The following is a 17,714-nucleotide window of genomic DNA, read 5'->3' as shown; positions in this document are numbered from 1 at the left end:
CGGCGTGCGCGGTCGCCCGGCCGGCGGCGGCCTCGGACCGAGCCGCGGCGGCGCGGTCGGCGGCGGCGAGATCTGCCTCGACGGGGTCGGGTTCGGCCAGCACGGCCTCCATCACGGCCGGAACCACGATGGCGGTCTCGAGCACGAACGGAGCCGCGACGGCGGTCTCGATCAGCGCGTTCTCGGCGGCGACAAGCTCGGCGTCGGAAGCCGTGTGAGCGGAACGCCCGGCACCGGAAAGAGCGCTGGCATCCGCCGGCGCGGCCGGAGCAGAGCCGATAGCGCCCGCACCGGCTGCGACGCCGGCAACACGGCCGACACCGGCAGCACCTGCCTCCGACCCTGCCTCCGCGCCCGCACCCGCGGCATCCGTCGCTGCCAGGGCGACCAGGTAGCCGAACTGCACGTTCTCGAACGAGATCGCCGGGGCATCCGGCCGCACCGACTCGTTGGCGGCGCCGACCGTGATGGCCAGCGGCGCGATGTCGCGGTCGAACTGGTCCTCGGTGGGCAGGTCGATGATCTCCTGGATGCGGCCGAGGGCGCCAAGCGCGGAGTTCACGGAGGTGATCGCGCCGAACGCCTGGCCGAGCGGCACGATCATCAGGAACAGGAACAGGATGAACGCGATCAGGTCCGCGATCGTGATGGTGCCGCTGGCCACGCGGAAGCCGCCCACGCCCAGCACGACCAGGAACGACACCTGCATGGCGATGCCGGCGATCGGCACGACGAGGGCCGAGATCCTCGCGACCTGGATGCCCATCCGCCAGGCGCCCTTGGCGTCCTCCTCGACGGCGGCGATCTCCCGGTCGGTGGCGTTGGAGGCGCGCACGGTGCGCACCGCGCTGATGGCGCGTTCGACACTGGCGGCGAGGTCGCCGACCTTGGCCTGCGCGGCGAGGCTGGCGGCACGGATGCGCTGCGACAGCAGTGTGACGGTGACCACCGACACGGCGATCACCAGTACCGTCAGGCCGAGCAGCACCGGATCGATCACGAGCATGGCGATGAGCGCGCCGACGAACGTGAGCGACCCGCCGATCGCCTCGACCAAACCCTGGGTGAGCACGGCCCGCAGCAGCGTGGTGTCCGACCCCACCCGGGAGACCAGGTCACCGGTGCGACGGGTGTCGAATTCGCTGATCGGAAGGCGGAGCATCCGCCCGATCAGTTTGCGGCGGCTGGAGAGCACGACGCCCTCACCGGTGCGCTGCAGTAGATAGTGCTGGTAACCGCTGATCAGGGCGGAGACGACGACGAGTGCGACCAGCGCCCACACCAGGCCGCCGAGCGCGTCACCCTCCTGCACGATAGTGATGACCTGGCTGACCAGAAGCGGCTGGGCGAGGCTGGCGAGGGCGCCGAGGATGCTGAGTACGACGACGAAGCCGAGCACCTTCTTGTGCTCGAGCAGGTACGGGACCAGCTGGCTGAACGTCGCGCGGGGGCCGCCGGCATCGTCGCGGCGCCCCATCCGGCCGAGGCGACCGCGACCGGCCGTGCGACCGGCCGTGCGGGAGTCCGTGGTGGTGGTCGGGCGGGCGGTGGAACGGGGATTGCTGGGGGTACTCACCAAATGAGCTTAACCGCATCCTGCGGTGGATTGGCCCGGCGGTCTACAGTGAGGAACTGTGCCGGAGCCAGTCATCGTTGCCCAGAATCTTGTCAAGAAGTACAAGAATTTCGCCGCCGTCGACGGTATCTCGTTCGAGGTGGCACCGGGCGAATCGTTCGGGCTGCTCGGCCCGAACGGGGCCGGCAAGTCGACCACCATGCGCATGGTGGGCGCCGTCTCCACCCGCACCGGCGGCGACCTCCGCATTCTGGGCCTCGACCCGAACCGGTACGGCCCGGAGATCCGCTCGAGGCTCGGCGTGGTGCCGCAGGCCGACAACCTCGACACCGAGCTGCGGGTGCGCGAGAACCTGCTCGTCTACGGCCGCTACTTCGGCCTGCCGCGGGCCGAGGTGGCCCGCCGCGCCGACGAGCTGCTGGCGTTCGCGCAGCTCGAGGACAAGGCGAAGTCGAAGGTGGACGCGCTTTCCGGGGGCATGAAGCGGCGCCTCACGATCGCGCGGGCCCTGATCAACGACCCGAGCATCCTGCTGCTCGACGAACCGACCACGGGCCTCGACCCGCAGGCCCGGCACATCCTCTGGGACCGCCTGTTCCGGCTCAAGGAGCAGGGCACGACCCTGCTGCTCACCACCCACTACATGGACGAGGCCGAGCAGCTCTGCGACCGGCTGGTCGTGATTGACAAGGGCGTGATCATGGCCGAGGGTGCCCCGGCTCAGCTGATCCGCACCTACTCCTCCCGGGAGGTGCTCGAGGTGCGGTTCGGCTCCGATCTCAACGCCGACGTGGCCGCGCGCCTCAAAGGCATGGGCGACCGCATCGAGGTGCTGCCCGACCGCATCCTGATCTACAGCGAGAATGGCGAGTCCGAGTTGGTGCGCATCGTGGAGGCCGGACTCACCCCGATCACCAGCCTGGTGCGGCGCTCCAGCCTGGAAGACGTGTTCCTGCGCCTGACCGGACGGACCCTGATCGAATGACCGTCGATGAGACCGTCGGCGACCGGGCCATCCGTTCCACCCGGCGCACCCGGCGCTGGGGCTCCTGGTACGTCGCCGAGCACCGCTTCCTGTCGCTGCGCGCCTACGCCCAGACGGTGGTCGTGACCGCGATCGGCAACCCGGTCATCTACCTCTACGCGATGGGGGTCGGCCTGGCCACCCTCGTCGACGCCAACCTGGGCACGGATGCCGTCGGCGGGGTCAGCTACCTGCCGTTCGTCGCCCCCGCCCTGCTCTGCAGCGCGGCGATTGCCGTGGCGAGCGACGAGTTCACCTACCCGATCATGCTCGGCTTCAAATGGAACCCGGTGTTCTTCGCGATGAATGCCGCCCCGATCCAGCCGGGCCAGATCATCAACGGCATCGTCATCGCGGTGGCCGTGCGCATGGTCGTCACCTGCGGCATCTTCTACGGGTTCATGCTGCTGTTCGGCGCGGTTTCGGCAGCGGCCGGGTTCGTCACCGTGTTCGTCGCCCTGCTCACCGGCCTCGGCTTCGGCGCCCTGCTGATGGCGTACACGGCCACCCTCACCGAGGACACCGGCCAGCTGGCCATGGTGATGCGCTTCGTCATCCTGCCGATGACGCTGTTCTCCGGCACCTTCTTCCCGCTCGGCGTGCTGCCGATCTGGCTGCAGTGGATCGGCTGGATCTCCCCGCTTTGGCACGGCACCGAACTGGCCCGGGTGTTCGCCTACGGCGCGAACGAACCGCTCTGGCTGAGCGTGGTGCACGTGCTCTACCTGGCCGTGCTGCTCGCTGCCGGCTGGGTCGCAGCCCGGCGCATCACGGCGAGGCGGCTGAACAAATGACCGGAACCGAGCGGCAAACGGATGCCCCGGCATCCCGCCCACTCGGCGCGCTCTACGCCGGCAACGCCCGCAGCGTCATGTTCCGGGGCTGGCAGGCAACGAGGAGCACCAACTGGCTCGTCGTGGTCAGCGGCTTCTTTGAACCGATCTTCTACCTGCTCTCGATGGGCCTCGGCCTCGGCGCGCTGGTCGGCACGATCACGACCGAGTCGGGCCAGGAGGTGCCATACGCGGCGTTCATCGCGCCGGCCCTGCTCGCGGTCGCCGCGATGAACGGCGCCATCTACGACTCCACCTGGAACGTGTTCTTCAAGATGCAGTTCGCCAAGCTCTACGAGGGCATGCTGTCCACGTCGCTCGGCCCGCTGGATATCGCGCTCGGCGAGATCTCGCTGGCGCTGCTCCGCGGGGCGCTCTACGCCACCGGCTTCCTGGTCGTGATGCAGGCGCTCGGGCTGAACCTGTCCTGGTCGGCACTGCTGGCCCTGCCGGCCGTGCTCCTGATCGCGTTCGGCTTCGCGAGCGTGGGGATGGCCGTGACGAGCTTCATGAAGACGTTCCAGCAGATGGACTGGATCACGTTCCTGCTGCTGCCGATGTTCCTGTTCTCGGCCACGTTCTACCCGCTGAGCGTCTACCCGCAGCCGATCCAGTACGTGATCCAGGCGCTCCCGCTCTGGCACGGGGTGGAGCTGGTGCGCGGCCTGACCGCCGGTCAGGTCGACGCCGGGATGCTCTGGCACGTGCTCTACTACCTGGTGATGATCCTGCTCGGACTGGTCTTCACGACCCGGCGACTGCGCACCCTGTTCCTCGACTAGCTCCCGTGAGCGACTAGCTCCCGCGCGCGACGCAACTGTTGCCGGCACGCCGGCAACTGTTGTCCGATGCGGCAACATCTGCCGGCGCAGGTACACGGATGCCGCCGCGCAGTGCCCGTTCCGGTCGAGAGTGACCGCGGAACGGGCACTCTCGGCCGGAATGGGATCACTCGAACGTCTACGCGCGCAGCTTCTGCAGCAGCTGAGCGGTCGCGATGGCCGCCGCGGCCGCCTCCTCGCCCTTGTCCTCCTTCGAGCCGGGCAGGCCCGCCCGGTCCAGACCCTGCTGCTCGTCGTCGAGGGTGAGCACGCCGAAACCCACCGGTTTGCCGGTGTCCAGCGCCACCCGGGTGAGGCCATCCGTTGCCGCCGACGACACGTACTCGAAGTGCGGGGTGCCGCCACGAATGATCACGCCGAGCGCGACGACCGCGTCGGCGCCGTTGTCGAGGGCCACCTTGCACGCCACCGGCAGCTCGAAGCTGCCGGGAACCCGCACGAGCGAGTAGCGGGCACCGGATGCCTCGAGCACCCGGGTCGCACCGGCGATCAGCCCGTCGGTGATCACGTCATGCCAGCGTCCGGCGACGATCACGATGTCCAGCCCGGTTCCGTCGATCTCGATCTCCGGGGAGCCTGCTCCGCTCATAGTGCGATTCCTTTCAGCATGTCTGCTTCTGCGATGTGGTGGCCCATCCGGTCGCGCTTGACGGCCAGGTAGCCCTGATTGTGCGTGCCGACGCCGACGACGAGCGGCACTCGCTCGGTCACGGTGATGCCGTGCGCCTCGAGCTGGCGCACCTTCTCCGGGTTGTTGGTCAGCAGCCGCACGCCGGACAGGCCCAGGTCGTGCAGAATGGCCGTGGCGGCGCCGTAGTCGCGGGAGTCGGCGGGAAGGCCCAGCGCCACGTTGGCGTCGAAGGTGTCCAGGCCCTCCTCCTGGAGCTTGTAGGCGCGCAGCTTGTTGATCAGCCCGATGCCGCGGCCCTCCTGGCCGCGCAGGTAGACCACGACGCCGCCGAGCTCCTGAATGGTCTCCAGGGCGGCATCCAGCTGCGGTCCGCACTCGCATTTGAGAGAGCCGAACGCCTCACCGGTGAGACACTCGGAGTGCACCCGCACGATCGCGCCGTCGGCGGGGGTGCCGGAGACGATGGCCACGTGGTCGGCGCCGGTCATCCGGTCCCGGTAGGCGCGCACCTGGAAGTAGCCGTGCCGGGTGGGCACCGTGGTCTCCACCTCGAAGTCCACCCGCGGCGATTCGAGGATCGGGCTGACTGTGGGCAGCGCGGTGTCGGTGTGGAACTCCTGCAGGTAGGCGATCAGGTCCTTGATGGTGATCACCAGCACGCCCTCGCGCTCGCCGAGGGCGAGAAGCCCGGGAAGGCGCATCATTTCGCCGTCTTCGGCGACGATCTCGCAGATCCCGGCGACCGGCACGAGGCCGGCCAGTTTCATCAGGTCGACGGCCGCCTCCGTGTGGCCGTCCCGCTCGCGCACACCGCCATCCCTCGCGCGCAGCGGCATGATGTGGCCGGGCCGGTGCAAGCTCGACGGCCTGGAGGCCGGATCGGCAAGCACGCGCAGGGTGTGCGCGCGGTCGGCCGCGCTGATCCCGGTGCTGAGCCGGTCGGCCGCGTCGACCGACACCGTGTAATTCGTGCCGCGGGGATCCTCATTGTTCGGCACCATCACCGGCAGATCGAGCTTGTCGGCGAGGTCGTTGGTCATCGGCGCGCAGATGAAGCCGGAGGAGTACCGCACCGTCCAGGCGATCCACTCCTGGGTGGCCATCTGGGCGGAGATGATCACGTCGCCCTCGTTCTCACGGCCCTCGTCGTCGGCGACGATGACCGGTTTCCCGAGCCGGAGGGCAGCCAGTGCGGTGGGAATGTCGGCGAGGCTCATGAGTGGCTCCTTTTCGATCCGGCGTCCGCCAGGGCGAGCATGCGCTCGACGTGGCGGGCCAGGATGTCGGTTTCAATGTTGACGTGATCGCCGATCGCGCGCTGTCCCAGCGTCGTGACGGTGAGGGTTTCGGGGATGAGCGAGACTTCGAACCACTGGTCCGGTTCGCTCGCCGGGCTGATGTTGCTGACGGTCAGCGAGACGCCGTCCACGGCGATGGAGCCCTTGCCCACCACGAGCGGGGCGAGTTCGGCGGAGAGGCTGAATCGCAGCACCCGCCAGGCCTCACCGGGGGTGACGGCCAGCAGGGTGCTGGTGCCGTCGATATGACCCTGCACGATGTGGCCGCCCAGGCGGTCGCCGACGAGGGCGGCGCGCTCGAGGTTGACCGGGCTGCCGGCGCGGGCGGCGTCGAGGGTGGACATCAGGAGGGTCTGGGCCATCACATCGGCGGTGAAGGTGTCGCCGGTCCGCTCCACCACGGTGAGGCAGACGCCGTTGACCGCGATCGAGTCGCCGTGGCCGACGTCGGCCACGACTCGCGGGCCGCGGATGGTGAGGCGGGCGGCATCCGTGGATCGCTCCACCTTCTCGACCTGGCCGAGTTCCTCGATGATTCCGGTGAACATGGGTGTCCTATCTCGGCCGGGCGACGACGAGGAGGTCGTCGCCGAGTCGGTCGTAGTGGTCGATGGCCAGGCGGCGCTGGTCGGTGATGCCGGCCACCCCGATGTCGCCGAGGGCGAGTCGGGCGCCGCCGAGCAGCGTGGGCGCGAGGTACACGAGGTACTCGTCGACCAGGCCGGCCGCGACGAACGCGCTGGCGAGAGTGGGCCCACCCTCGATGAAGGCGTGACGGATGCCGCGCCGGTGCAGGTCGTGCAGCACGGCCAGCAGATCGTCGGTGGCGAAGAAGAGGGGCGGATGCGGGTGGGCGCGGAGAACGGCGTCGGTGGGGATGCCGCGGGTGCCGATCACGACCGGCACCGGCTGCGTGGGCAGAAGCTCTCCAGCGGCGTCGCGGGCGGTCAGGGCAGGGTCGTCGGCGAGCGCGGTGCCGGTGCCGACGAGAATGGCGCCGGCTGCCGCGCGACGCCGGTGCACGTCCTGCCGGGCCTCCGGTCCGGTGATCCAGCGGCTGGTCCCGTCGTCGGCCGCCGCGCGCCCGTCGAGGCTCGACGCCCACTTGAGCGTCACGAACGGGCGCCCAAGACGGGCGGCGACGAGCCAGTCGGCGAGGAATGCCTCTCCCGCGCCGGCGAGCAGCCCGCCGGTGACGTCGATTCCGGCGCCGTGGAGCCGGTCGGCCCCGCCCGAGGAGTCGACACCGGGGTCGGCGACGCCGTAGACGACCCGGCGGACGCCGGCGTCGATCAGGGCGAGCGAGCAGGGGCCGGTGCGGCCGGTGTGGTTGCAGGGTTCGAGGGTGACGACGGCGGTGGCACCGCGGGCCGCGCCGGCGGCGAGTCGGCTCAGGGCGACAACCTCGGCGTGGGGGGTTCCGGCGCCGTGATGCCAGCCTTCGGCCAGGACTTGCCCGGAATCGTCGAGGAGAACACAGCCGACGCGGGGGTTCGGGCCTGTGGCGGGCCCATTCGCGGCCAACGCGAGCGCACGCCGCATGGTGGCCTCGAGCGTCGCTTGGTCCGTCATTCCCGTCCTGTCCGTTGGTGCAACGAACTCCGGGTTTTCGGTGCGGCGAACACCATGTGGGTTGCGAAACCCGCCGACCGACCGGAATGGTCCATCGACTCGTGCGCCTCTCATCCGGACTTTAACCGTCGGTGCTGGAATTTCACCAGCTCAACCGTTCCGCTCTGGGAGCGGCACGGGTCGCGGACTTTCACCGCCGGTTCGGACTTACACCGACCCCGGAGCACGTTTCATATAACTACTACTAGTTATATCTCAACGCGTCGGCCATAGAAAAATTCCCGTTCGAGAGTGCGGCCTGCGGGTGGTGCTCACGACTGCGGATGCGCGGCGACGGCCGGTTGGGGGGCCCGCGGCGGCCAGGTGCTGGCGCCAAGTTCCCGGGAGATGTTCCGGGCCGTCTCACGCAGTCCGTTCAGCACGCTGGAGTCGGGAGGCCACTCGCTCGACGGTACGACGATGGCGACCGCGGCAATGACATTGCCGCGGGTGTCGACCACGGGCGCCGCGATCGACGACTCGCCCAGCACGGCCTCGTCCTCTTCGGTGGCGATGCCGTTGCTCACGATCGACGCGAATTGGATGGCCAGCTGAGCCGGGTCGATGATCGTGGCGCCGGTGAGACTGCGCAGGGGCCTCCCCAGCAGTCCGGAGGCGTATTCCGGACTGTATGCGAGGAGAACCTTGCCCATTGCCGAGGCGTGGGCCGGGATGGACAGGCCCGTTTCGGGCATCTGCTGGCTGCCGTCAGGCCGCTGATTGTGGTGAATGATGATGACCTCGTCGAACAATTGCACCCCCAGACGTGTGGACAGTCCGGTTCTGCGCGCGAGTTCGAGGGTCCAGCGCATGGCCCGCGCGCGCACATCGAGCGTGTCGAGGTAGACATTCGACAGTTTGAGCAGGGCCGGGCCGAGCATGTACCGGTTGCCGCCGGGCTCCTGCGCGACAAGACCGTGGCCCTGCAGAGATTTGACGATGCCGTGCACGGTCGAGACCGGCAGCCCGAGTTCGGTGGCGAGCTCGGTGATGCCGAGGTGGCGTGCGCCCTGCAACGACGACAGCACTTTCGCCGCACGATCGATGGCTTGAATCACAGCTGCCTCTCCGGTTGATCCCTTCAGTATGCCGCGTCCCCGACAAGTCTTCCTGCACCGTGTTGACATCGACCATCTCTCCGGAGGATATTCGACATTATCGAATTGCGTTCTGTATTTCTTTGAGTCGCGAGGAAAGGTGCTCGCGGATCCAGCTCGAAAAGTTCAACGGAGAGCAAACATGAAGATAATCCTGGAGGTCTCACCATGAAGAAACTGATCAATTCCCCGGAGACGGTTCTCGCCGATTCCCTCGTCGGCGTGGCGGCCGCACACCCGGAACTTCGCGTCGACCACGTCAACCGCATCATCTACCGAGCAGACCCGACCAGAGCCGGCAAAGTCGCGCTGCTCTCCGGTGGAGGAACCGGCCATGAGCCGCTCCACGGTGGTTTCGTCGGCGTGGGAATGCTGGACGCGGCCTGCGCCGGGGCGGTCTTCACCTCGCCGACACCCGACCAGATGCTTGAGGCCACGAAGGTCGTGGACAGTGGAGCGGGCGTGCTTCACATCGTCAAGAACTACACGGGCGACGTGATGAACTTTGAAATGGGCGCGGAACTGGCCGCGGCGGAGACCGGGATCGAGGTTGCCGTCGTGGTCGTCGACGACGACGTCGCGGTCGAGGATTCCACCTTCACCGCCGGCCGCCGGGGCGTCGGCACCACTGTCCTGCTCGAGAAGATCGCGGGTGCGGCGGCTGAGGAAGGCCGCGACCTCGCGGCCGTCGCCGCGGTGGCCCGCCAGGTCAATGAGTCCGGCCGTTCCATGGGCGTGGCCCTGAGCAGCTGCACGGTTCCCGCGGCCGGGAAGCCGACCTTCGAACTCGCCGAGGGCGAAATGGAGATCGGCGTGGGCATTCACGGGGAGCCGGGACGCCGCCGCGTGCCGCTGGCCGGCGCCGCCGAGATCGCTCGTCTGCTCGTTGAGCCGATCCTCGCCGACCTGGATTACACCGGCGCCCCGACGATCGTGATGGTGAATGGGTTGGGCGGAACCCCGTTGATCGAGCTCTATGTCATGTATGCCGAAGTCAGGAAGATCCTGGGCGCCGCCGGCATCACGGTTGCCCGCTCACTCGTGGGCAATTACATCACCGCGCTGGACATGGCGGGCTGCTCCGTCACGATCCTCAAGGCCGACGAGGATCTGCTTCAGCTGTGGGACGCGCCGGTGAACACCTCCGGACTGCGGTGGGGGATCTAGCACCATGACGAATGACACGATCAGCCTTGACCAGTTCACCGGCTGGCTCACCCGCTTTCGCAACCTGGTGACCGAGCAGGTCTCCTACCTCACCGAGCTGGACTCGGCCATCGGCGACGCGGACCACGGCTCGAACATGACCCGTGGAATGGGTGCGGTACTGGAGAAAATCCAGGCCTCACCGGCCGGCGCCGTCGACGAACTGTTCAAAGGCGTGGGGATGACCCTGGTGACGTCCGTGGGTGGCGCCAGCGGCCCCCTGTACGGCACCTTCTTCCTGCGGATCGGTACCTCGGCAGGACCGGTCGGCACCCTGGACGCGCCCGGCCTGGCGGCCGCGCTCCGTGCAGGGCTGGGCGGCGTTGTTGCCCGCGGCAAGGCCGAGGCCGGCGACAAGACCATGTTCGACGTCCTCGCTCCCGCGCTCGACGCGTTCGATGCCGAACTCGTCATTTCCTCCGATATCTCCTCGGCGGCCCGTGCCGCCTACTCCGCCGCGCAAACCGGGCGGGATGCCACCGCACCCCTGGTCGCCCGCAAGGGCAGGGCCAGCTATCTGGGGGAACGCAGCATCGGCCACATCGACCCGGGAGCCGCGTCGACGGCGCTGCTTTTCCAGGCTCTGGCCGAGATCCTCGGCGAGGAGTAGACCGTGATCGGAATCGTCGTGGTGTCGCACAGCCTCCGTCTCGCGCAGGCGGCAGTGGACCTCGCAGTGGAAATGGTCGGGGTCAACGGCCCGGACATCGCGATCGCAGCCGGTGCCGGCGAGGGCGTGATCGGAACGGATGCGTTCAAGGTCGCCGAGGCCATCGCCGAGGTTGCCTCTCCCGAAGGCGTGCTCGTGATGATGGATCTGGGATCGGCTGTGATGAGCGCCGAAATGGCGCTCGAGTTCTCGGACGACCCCGACCTGCCCGTCCGGCTCAGCAGCGGCCCGTTCGTGGAGGGCCTGATGGCGGCCGTGGTGCGCGCGGCGGGTGGCGCCACCCTGGACGAAGTGGAACGTGAGGCCCGAGGTGCTCTCCGCGCCAAGCAGAGTCACCTGGGCGACGAGGACCCGGCCGATCTGCCGGCCGACTCGGGCCCGGCGGCGGAACACGCGATCGAGGTGACGCTGCCGAACCCCGACGGCCTGCACGCGAGACCGGTGTCGATGCTCGTCACCGCCCTCAGCGCCTTCGAGGCCACGGTCACGGTCGCCAACCTCCGCACCGGGCGGCCCCCGGTGCCGGCCAACAGCCCGACTGCCCTGCTGACCGTCGACGCCCGGAAGGGCGACACGATCTCCGTCGCCGCGGCCGGGCGGCAGGCCGTGGAGGCGCTCGAGGCCGTGAGCGACCTCGTGGGGAAGGGCTTCGGGGAGCTGGGGGCCGCCTCCGCTCGCGCGCCCGAGCCCGCGCTGTCCCTGTCCCAACCGCAGGCTCAGCCATCCAGCGGGGCACCATCCAGCGGAGCGCCGTCGAGCGGGCCCCTGGGCGTGAGCCCCGGCCTGGCCGTCGGTCCGATCGTGCGCATGCCGGAGACACTGGATGAACCGGGACCGGCAGCCGCACTCCCGGTGAGCGCGCGGGAGGCGGCCGCGGAGCGGATCGTGGCCGCCGCATCATCCGTAGCCCGGGCACTGCGGGACAAGGCGGCCCGGGTGTCGGGCGCGGCGCGGGGCATCCTGGAAGCAACGGCGCTGATGGCGGCGGATCCCGGGCTGATCGACGCTGCCGTTTCCCGCGTGACCGGGCAGGGCCACACTCCGGAGCGTGCCGTCTGGGCGGCCGTGGGCGAGGTCACGGCGGCCTTCACGGCGCAGGGTGGGCTCCTCGCCGAACGCATCCCGGACCTGCATGACGTGCGCAACCGCATCGTGTCCGAGTTGCTCGGCCGACCGGCACCGGGGCTGCCGGATCGTGTGGAGCCGTATGTGCTCGTGGCCCGGGACCTGGCCCCCGCCGACACGGCCCTGATCGACCCCACGGTGTGTCGGGCGATCGTCACCGTCGAAGGCGGCCCCACCTCCCACACGGCCATCCTCGCGCGGGCGCTCGGCCTGCCTGCCGTCGTGGCGGCTCGTGACGCGATGGACCTGCCCGAGGGAAGCGTGGTGATCGTTGACGGCACGACCGGTGAGATCGTCGTGAACCCCTCCGACGACCAGGTGGCGCGAGCCGAGGAACAGCACAGCCGGGTGATCACCTTCGACGGCACGGGACAGACCAGGGACGGGCACCGCGTTCAGCTCCTCGCGAACGTGGCGTCGCCGGACAGTGTTGCCGCCGCGATCGAGGCGAAGGCCGAGGGTGTCGGCCTCTTCCGCACCGAATTCTGCTTCCTCGACCACGCCGAGGCTCCGGGACTCGACGAACAGGTCGCCGCGTACCGGCAGGTGTTCGCCGGATTCCCCGGAAAGAAGGTCACGATTCGAACGCTGGATGCCGGGGCCGACAAGCCGCTGGCCTTCGTCACGGCGGCCGACGAAGTCAACCCTGCCCTCGGCATCCGGGGGTATCGCACAGCGTGGCAGCGGCCAGAACTGCTGGACACCCAGCTGCAGGCCATCGCAGCGGCGGCCGCCGCGGAAAACGCCGACGTCGGCGTCATGGCCCCCATGATCGCGACCGTCGACGAGTCCGTGGATTTCGCGGCCCGCTGTGCCGCGCACGGCCTGCACAATGTGGGCGTGATGATCGAGACTCCCGCTGCCGCCATCACGGCGGGCCCCATCCTCGAACGGGTGGACTTCGCAAGTCTGGGGACCAACGACCTCGCCCAGTACACCATGGCGGCCGATCGGCTGATGGGGGAGCTCGCCCTGCTCAACGACCCCTGGCAGCCCGCGGTCCTGAGGATGATCCGGGAGGCCTGCCAGGCCGGTCTGGCGGCCGGCAAACCGGTCGGGGTCTGCGGTGAGGCCGCGGCCGATCCGATGCTCTCCGCCATCCTGGTGGGACTCGGGGCGACCAGCCTGTCGATGTCCCCGCGCGCCCTGGGCGGTGTGGCGGAGTTCCTGCGCGGCGTGACGGTAACCCAGTGCCGGGACGCCGCGATCGCCGCGGTCGCCGCCGGCAGCGCCGGTGCTGCCCGGTCCGCCGCCGCGCTCCTGCTGGACCCGGCGCCGGACTAGCTGCCGGTGCCGGGTCCGCCCGAGCATCGGATTTGCACAGACGTGCACCGCGTGTCTTCAGAAAAAGCAATGTATGTCCCGCAAATCCTGAATAGCATTCAGAAATAGGTCTCGAGACGCCTGTTCTTGCGCCAGATCTCCTCTCGAATCCGGGGCCTCGGGTTGGGCGGACGTGCGGGGCAGCGCGCGGAGGGTGCGGTTGCACGGTCGCCCGCTGCACAGCATCCGGTATCGGTCGAATCGGCGGATGTAGTGTGAAATCTGTGCCCCGGAAGACCGGTTCACCGCCGCCGTCCGACAAAGATGTAGACGCAGTTCGACCAGGAAGAAGGTCCACGATGACCACTCCAATCCGCACAGTCATGAGCCCCGGACGTTACGTCCAAGGCAAGGGAGCGATCGATCGCCTCGGCGAATTCGTATCCCAGATCGGCTCCGCCCCCCTGATCGTCGCTGATGACGTCGTGTGGGGTTTCGCAGGGCAGCAGGTCTCGGCGAGCTTAGCTGCTGCCGGCCTCCGCGTTGAACGGGTCGCCTTCGGCCGCTTCGCAACCGCATCCGCGGTCGACGCGCTGGTCGAGAAGATCCGCGCGACCGCGGCCGACGTGATCATCGGCGTGGGTGGCGGAAGCACGATCGACTCCGCCAAGGCCGCCGGCTTCCTGGCCGGTATTCGCTGGGTCAGCGTGCCCACGGTGGCGTCGACCGATGCTCCCACCTCCGCACTCTCGGTGATCTACACGGATGAGGGCGAGTTCGTCGAGTACCGGTTCTTCCCGCGCAATCCCGACCTCGTGCTCATCGACACCCAGATCGTGGCCAACGCGCCGGTCGAGTTCTTGATCGCCGGAGTCGGCGATGCGCTGGCAACCTGGCTCGAAGCCCGGGCCACGGCGGCTGCCCATGCGACCACGATGGCCGGGGGGCTGCCGACCCAGACCGGCACCGCGCTGGCCAAATTGTCGTGGGACGTCATCTGGGAGAACGCTCTTCCCGCCCTCGACGCCGTGCGTGACAACCTGGTCACTCCTGCCCTCGAGAAGCTGGTGGAGGCGAACACGCTCCTGTCCGGCCTCGGTTTCGAGTCGGGCGGTCTGGCCGCCGCCCACGCCATCCACAACGGCCTGACCGCGGCCCCGCAGACCCACGGGCTCACCCACGGTCAGAAGGTGAACATCGGCTCGCTGACCCAGCTGGTCCTTGAGGGCGCGCCACGGGCCGAGGTGGAAGACTTCATCGAGTTCACCACTCTCGTCGGATTGCCCACCACGCTGACCGAGATCGGTCTCAGCCTGGACGACGAGAAGGAGCTGAGGGCCATCGCCGCGGCGTCAACCCTGCCGGGTGAGACGATCCACAACATGCCGTTCGTGGTCACTGCCGACGACGTCCTCGACGCCCTCAAGTCGATCGAGCGGCTCTCGCGCTCCGTTCGCGTGGCACGCGGCCTGCCTGCCCCCGTCAAGTACGTGCAGAAGCACTGACTTGTCGGCCCGCCGGCGCCACGAACTTTCGTGGCGCCGGCGGGCCTGCGTCTTTTCACTCGCACAGTTCCCGGGCGGTGCTCTCGTCGATGAACAGGTCGGTGATCAGGTTGGCGGCCAGCGCACCACGGAGACTGTCCACCTTGGACTTGCCCGAGACGACGCAGATGCGCCGGGGGGTGCGGCGCAGCACCGACAGTTCCGGGCCGGTGCCGCGATCATTGAGCGGGATGCCGTCGGTTGATCCGTCCGCGCGGTAGAAGACCGTCGCGACGTCGCCGACGACCCCGGCATCGCTGAGCTCCGTGAGTTCGTCATCGTCGAGGTAACCGCCGACATAGACGTGGCTGGGGACGTTGGAGAAGGGCGAACCCACGCTGAAGAGAGCGACGTCCATGTTCCGCTGCATCTCCAGGAGCCGGCGCAGGCCGCGTTCCCGCCAGTACGCCGTGCGTGTGGCCGGGTCGTCGAAAAAAGTGGGAACCGGGAACTGTTCCAGGCGGGCGCCGAACGCGTTGCTGAACCGCTGCAAGATCTCGTTGGCGTAGTCCAGGCCGGTGCTGCGCGTGTTGCCGGCGCCATTCAGCTGCACGATCTGTGCGTTGTGAGTGCGCTTGGGGGTCACGTGGCGGCTGACCGCATTCATGGTGGAACCCCAGGCGATACCCATGATCATGTTCGAATCAAAGAACTCGCCGAGAATGCGTGCAACCGAGAGGGCCACCCGCTCCAATCGGTCGACGTCACTGGCGTGGTCGGGCACCGGCACGACGTGCGCGGTGACCTGGAATCGGTCCAGGATGAGTTTCTCCACCCGGCTCGTCGCGTCGAGCGGGGACCGGATCTGGATGTCGACCAACCCGCTGGTCCTGGCCTGGCTGAGCAGGCGGGACACCGAGGAGCGGGAGGTGTGCAACTCCCGGGCGATGGCCTCCATGGTCAGGTCCTGCATGTAATAAAGGTGGGCCGCCGTGAGAGCGTCACTGGTTCGGTCCGACAGGGACGGATCGTCCGGATGGGTCATTCTGACTCCTTGCACATATGTTCAAACCGCTTGACCGTTTGTGTAGAACCTAGCAGGGTGGAAGCAATCCCCTCAAACCCCACAGAGAAGTGAGCGAACAGTGCTGTCCACACCCGATCAGTCTTCCTCCGCACCGGCCACGTCCAGTGGCGCCGCCGCCCAGGCCGCCATCCAGGATTGCCCCCGCGCCCAGGTTCTCATCATCGGAGCCGGCATCAACGGCATCGCGACCTTTCGCGATCTGGCCCTGCAGGGCGTGGACGTCGCCATCGTCGACAAGGGCGACTACGTTTCCGGAGCATCCTCGGCCTCCTCGCACATGATCCACGGCGGTGTGCGCTACCTCGAGAACGGCGAATTCCGCTTGGTCAAGGAGTCGGTGGAGGAGCGCAACAGCCTTCTCAAGATCGCCCCCCATTACGTCAAACCGCTCAAGACGACCATCCCGATCTACTCCACCTTCTCCGGAGTGATGTCGGCGCCGATGCGGTTCCTCACCCACAAACAGGGCGCGGCCCAGGAGCGCGGAGCTCTGCTGATCAAGATCGGCATGATGCTCTACGACTCCTTCTCCCGCGACGGTGGCAATGTGCCCCGGCACGAGTTCCTCGGCAAGAAAGCGTCGCTCACGGTGCTGCCGCAGATCAATCCGGGCCTCAAATACACGGCCACCTACTACGACGCCTCCATGCACGACCCGGAGCGTCTCGCCCTCGATGTGCTGTCTGACGGCCTGGCCGCCGGCCCCCATGCCCGCAGCGCCAACTACATCGAGGCCGTCGGCATGGATGCTGCGGGCGTGCGTCTGCGCAACACGGTCACCGGCGCTGAATTCAGCTTCGAGGCCGACATCGTGGTTAACACATCCGGACCGTGGACCGACCTCACGAACACGGCCCTCGGCCAGGCCAGCACCTACATGGGCGGCACCAAGGGGTCGCACGTCGTGCTCGACAACCCCGAACTGCTCGCCGCGACCGGCGGTCGCGAGATCTTCTTCGAGCACAAGGACGGCCGCATCGTGCTGATCTACCCGCTCGCGGGCCGCGTTCTCGTCGGCACGACCGACCTCGAGCACGACATGACCCAGCCGGCGCGCTGCACCGAGGCCGAGGTCGACTACTTCTTCGAACTCGTCAACCACGTTTTCCCGAAGGTGGCCGTCGACCGGTCGCAGATCGTGTTCCGGTTCGCCGGCGTGCGCCCGCTGCCCCGCCACGATGACGAGGCGCCCGGTTTCGTCTCGCGCGACTATCGCATCGAATCGCGCCCGCTCGGCGCCCGGCCCGGCACCCTGCTGAGCCTGGTCGGCGGCAAGTGGACTACCTTCCGAGCCCTGGCCGAGCACCTGAGCGGTGACATCCTGACCCTGCTCGGCGTGCCGCGCACCGTCTCGACGGTCGGCCTGCCCATCGGCGGCGGCCGAGACTTCCCGGCGACGGATGCCGCACGCCGGGTCTGGGTGGCCGCCAACGGCGACGAGGTCGGCGCCGAGCGTGCCGACGTGCTGCTGACCCGGTACGGCACGCGCGCCACCGAGGTGATCGCCTGGCTCACCGCCGAACCGGACGCACCGCTCACGCAGCACCCCGGCTACACCCGGCGCGAAATCGAGCTCATCGCCCGGGCGGAATCGGTCATGCACCTGATGGACCTGCTGCTGCGCCGCACCAGCATCGCTTTCCGCGGCGAAGTGACTCTGCCACTGCTCACCGAGCTGGCCGGCGTGCTCGCACCGGTTCTCGGCTGGGACGCCGCCCGGAGCGCGCATGAGGTCGACACCGCGGCGAACACGCTGCTCGACATGTACGGCGTGCACCTGGCCCCGGTGGAGACGCCGGCCGTCACGGCCGTCTAGGGACTCCTCGGGGCTGCTCGGAGCTGCCAGGTACTGCTCGCGGCTACTCGACGGGCGGCCGCTGCGGTCGCCTGCCTCAGCCTGACCTCCGGCTCGGCCCCGGCTCGGCTCCGTACCCACAGACTTACAGGCTGATCTGCACAAACGTGCA

General features: G+C 68.5%; 15 protein-coding genes and 1 riboswitch. Of the genes, 8 read left to right on the top strand and 7 right to left on the bottom strand.

All coding sequences use genetic code 11. The annotated features are described in order from the left end of the window. Nucleotides 1-1,477: ABC transporter ATP-binding protein (locus tag E3O62_RS13590; RefSeq protein WP_241973500.1), on the bottom strand; the 1,477-nt coding region annotated here is incomplete at its 3' end. 157 nt (nucleotides 1,478-1,634) lie between these two features. On the opposite strand from E3O62_RS13590, the gene E3O62_RS13585 reads away from it, so the two are divergent. From E3O62_RS13585 to E3O62_RS13575, 3 genes are read left to right on the top strand one after another with little or no spacing between them, the layout of a single operon-like run. Next, nucleotides 1,635-2,561: an ABC transporter ATP-binding protein gene (locus E3O62_RS13585; protein ID WP_134395284.1), complete on the top strand. Its 927-nt coding sequence runs from the start codon at nucleotides 1,635-1,637 to the stop codon at nucleotides 2,559-2,561. After that, nucleotides 2,558-3,394: an ABC transporter permease gene (locus E3O62_RS13580; protein WP_134398856.1), complete on the top strand. Its 837-nt coding sequence runs from the start codon at nucleotides 2,558-2,560 to the stop codon at nucleotides 3,392-3,394. The genes E3O62_RS13585 and E3O62_RS13580 overlap by 4 nt, the downstream gene beginning before the upstream one ends. Next, on the top strand, nucleotides 3,391-4,215 hold the full coding sequence (locus tag E3O62_RS13575) for an ABC transporter permease (RefSeq protein WP_134398855.1): 825 nt from the start codon (nucleotides 3,391-3,393) through the stop codon (nucleotides 4,213-4,215). The genes E3O62_RS13580 and E3O62_RS13575 overlap by 4 nt, the downstream gene beginning before the upstream one ends. A gap of 178 nt (nucleotides 4,216-4,393) precedes the next feature. Here the strand turns inward: E3O62_RS13575 and ribH are convergent, their stop codons facing one another. From ribH to E3O62_RS13550, 5 genes are all read right to left on the bottom strand, one after another. Beyond that, nucleotides 4,394-4,864, bottom strand: a complete 471-nt coding sequence (gene ribH / locus E3O62_RS13570; RefSeq protein WP_134398854.1) for a 6,7-dimethyl-8-ribityllumazine synthase — start codon at nucleotides 4,862-4,864, stop codon at nucleotides 4,394-4,396. Continuing rightward, nucleotides 4,861-6,123, bottom strand: a complete 1,263-nt coding sequence (gene ribB / locus E3O62_RS13565; RefSeq protein ID WP_134395282.1) for a 3,4-dihydroxy-2-butanone-4-phosphate synthase — start codon at nucleotides 6,121-6,123, stop codon at nucleotides 4,861-4,863. The genes ribH and ribB overlap by 4 nt, the downstream gene beginning before the upstream one ends. Beyond that, entirely contained in the window at nucleotides 6,120-6,752 is a 633-nt protein-coding gene (locus E3O62_RS13560; protein ID WP_134395281.1) for a riboflavin synthase, read from the bottom strand. Before E3O62_RS13560 ends, ribB begins: the two co-directional genes overlap by 4 nt. Before the next feature lie 7 nt (nucleotides 6,753-6,759). Continuing rightward, the gene (gene ribD, locus E3O62_RS13555) at nucleotides 6,760-7,776 is read right to left on the bottom strand and encodes a bifunctional diaminohydroxyphosphoribosylaminopyrimidine deaminase/5-amino-6-(5-phosphoribosylamino)uracil reductase RibD (RefSeq protein ID WP_241973495.1); all 1,017 of its coding nucleotides are present in this window, start codon (nucleotides 7,774-7,776) and stop codon (nucleotides 6,760-6,762) included. 98 nt (nucleotides 7,777-7,874) lie between these two features. Then, nucleotides 7,875-8,006: riboswitch (FMN riboswitch) on the bottom strand. An 81-nt stretch (nucleotides 8,007-8,087) separates the two neighbouring features. After that, nucleotides 8,088-8,873 carry an IclR family transcriptional regulator gene (locus E3O62_RS13550; RefSeq protein ID WP_134395280.1) on the bottom strand — a complete coding sequence of 262 codons (786 nt, stop codon included), beginning with the start codon at nucleotides 8,871-8,873 and terminating at the stop codon, nucleotides 8,088-8,090. Nucleotides 8,874-9,080: 207 nt separating this feature from the next. Between E3O62_RS13550 and dhaK the strand changes: the two genes are divergently transcribed. The 4 genes from dhaK to E3O62_RS13530 all read left to right on the top strand — a co-directional run bounded on the left by dhaK (nucleotide 9,081) and on the right by E3O62_RS13530 (nucleotide 14,681). Beyond that, entirely contained in the window at nucleotides 9,081-10,079 is a 999-nt protein-coding gene (gene dhaK, locus E3O62_RS13545; protein WP_134398853.1) for a dihydroxyacetone kinase subunit DhaK, read from the top strand. 4 nt (nucleotides 10,080-10,083) lie between these two features. Continuing rightward, nucleotides 10,084-10,728, top strand: coding sequence for a dihydroxyacetone kinase subunit DhaL (dhaL, locus tag E3O62_RS13540; protein ID WP_134395278.1), 645 nt, complete (start codon nucleotides 10,084-10,086; stop codon nucleotides 10,726-10,728). Nucleotides 10,729-10,731: 3 nt separating this feature from the next. Further along, entirely contained in the window at nucleotides 10,732-13,197 is a 2,466-nt protein-coding gene (gene ptsP, locus E3O62_RS17185) for a phosphoenolpyruvate--protein phosphotransferase (protein ID WP_134398852.1), read from the top strand. 338 nt (nucleotides 13,198-13,535) lie between these two features. Further along, the gene (locus E3O62_RS13530) at nucleotides 13,536-14,681 is read left to right on the top strand and encodes a glycerol dehydrogenase (RefSeq protein ID WP_134398851.1); all 1,146 of its coding nucleotides are present in this window, start codon (nucleotides 13,536-13,538) and stop codon (nucleotides 14,679-14,681) included. Nucleotides 14,682-14,736: 55 nt separating this feature from the next. Here the strand turns inward: E3O62_RS13530 and E3O62_RS13525 are convergent, their stop codons facing one another. After that, a complete protein-coding gene (locus E3O62_RS13525; RefSeq protein WP_134395275.1) occupies nucleotides 14,737-15,705 on the bottom strand; it encodes a sugar-binding transcriptional regulator in 969 nt (322 codons plus the stop codon). A 103-nt stretch (nucleotides 15,706-15,808) separates the two neighbouring features. Between E3O62_RS13525 and E3O62_RS13520 the strand changes: the two genes are divergently transcribed. After that, on the top strand, nucleotides 15,809-17,563 hold the full coding sequence (locus E3O62_RS13520) for a glycerol-3-phosphate dehydrogenase/oxidase (protein WP_174720148.1): 1,755 nt from the start codon (nucleotides 15,809-15,811) through the stop codon (nucleotides 17,561-17,563). Nucleotides 17,564-17,714: the final 151 nt, after the last annotated feature.

Source organism: Cryobacterium sp. TMT2-15-1, assembly GCF_004402345.1.
Lineage (GTDB): Bacteria > Actinomycetota > Actinomycetes > Actinomycetales > Microbacteriaceae > Cryobacterium > Cryobacterium sandaracinum.
This window is presented reverse-complemented; position numbering and strand designations above follow the sequence as displayed.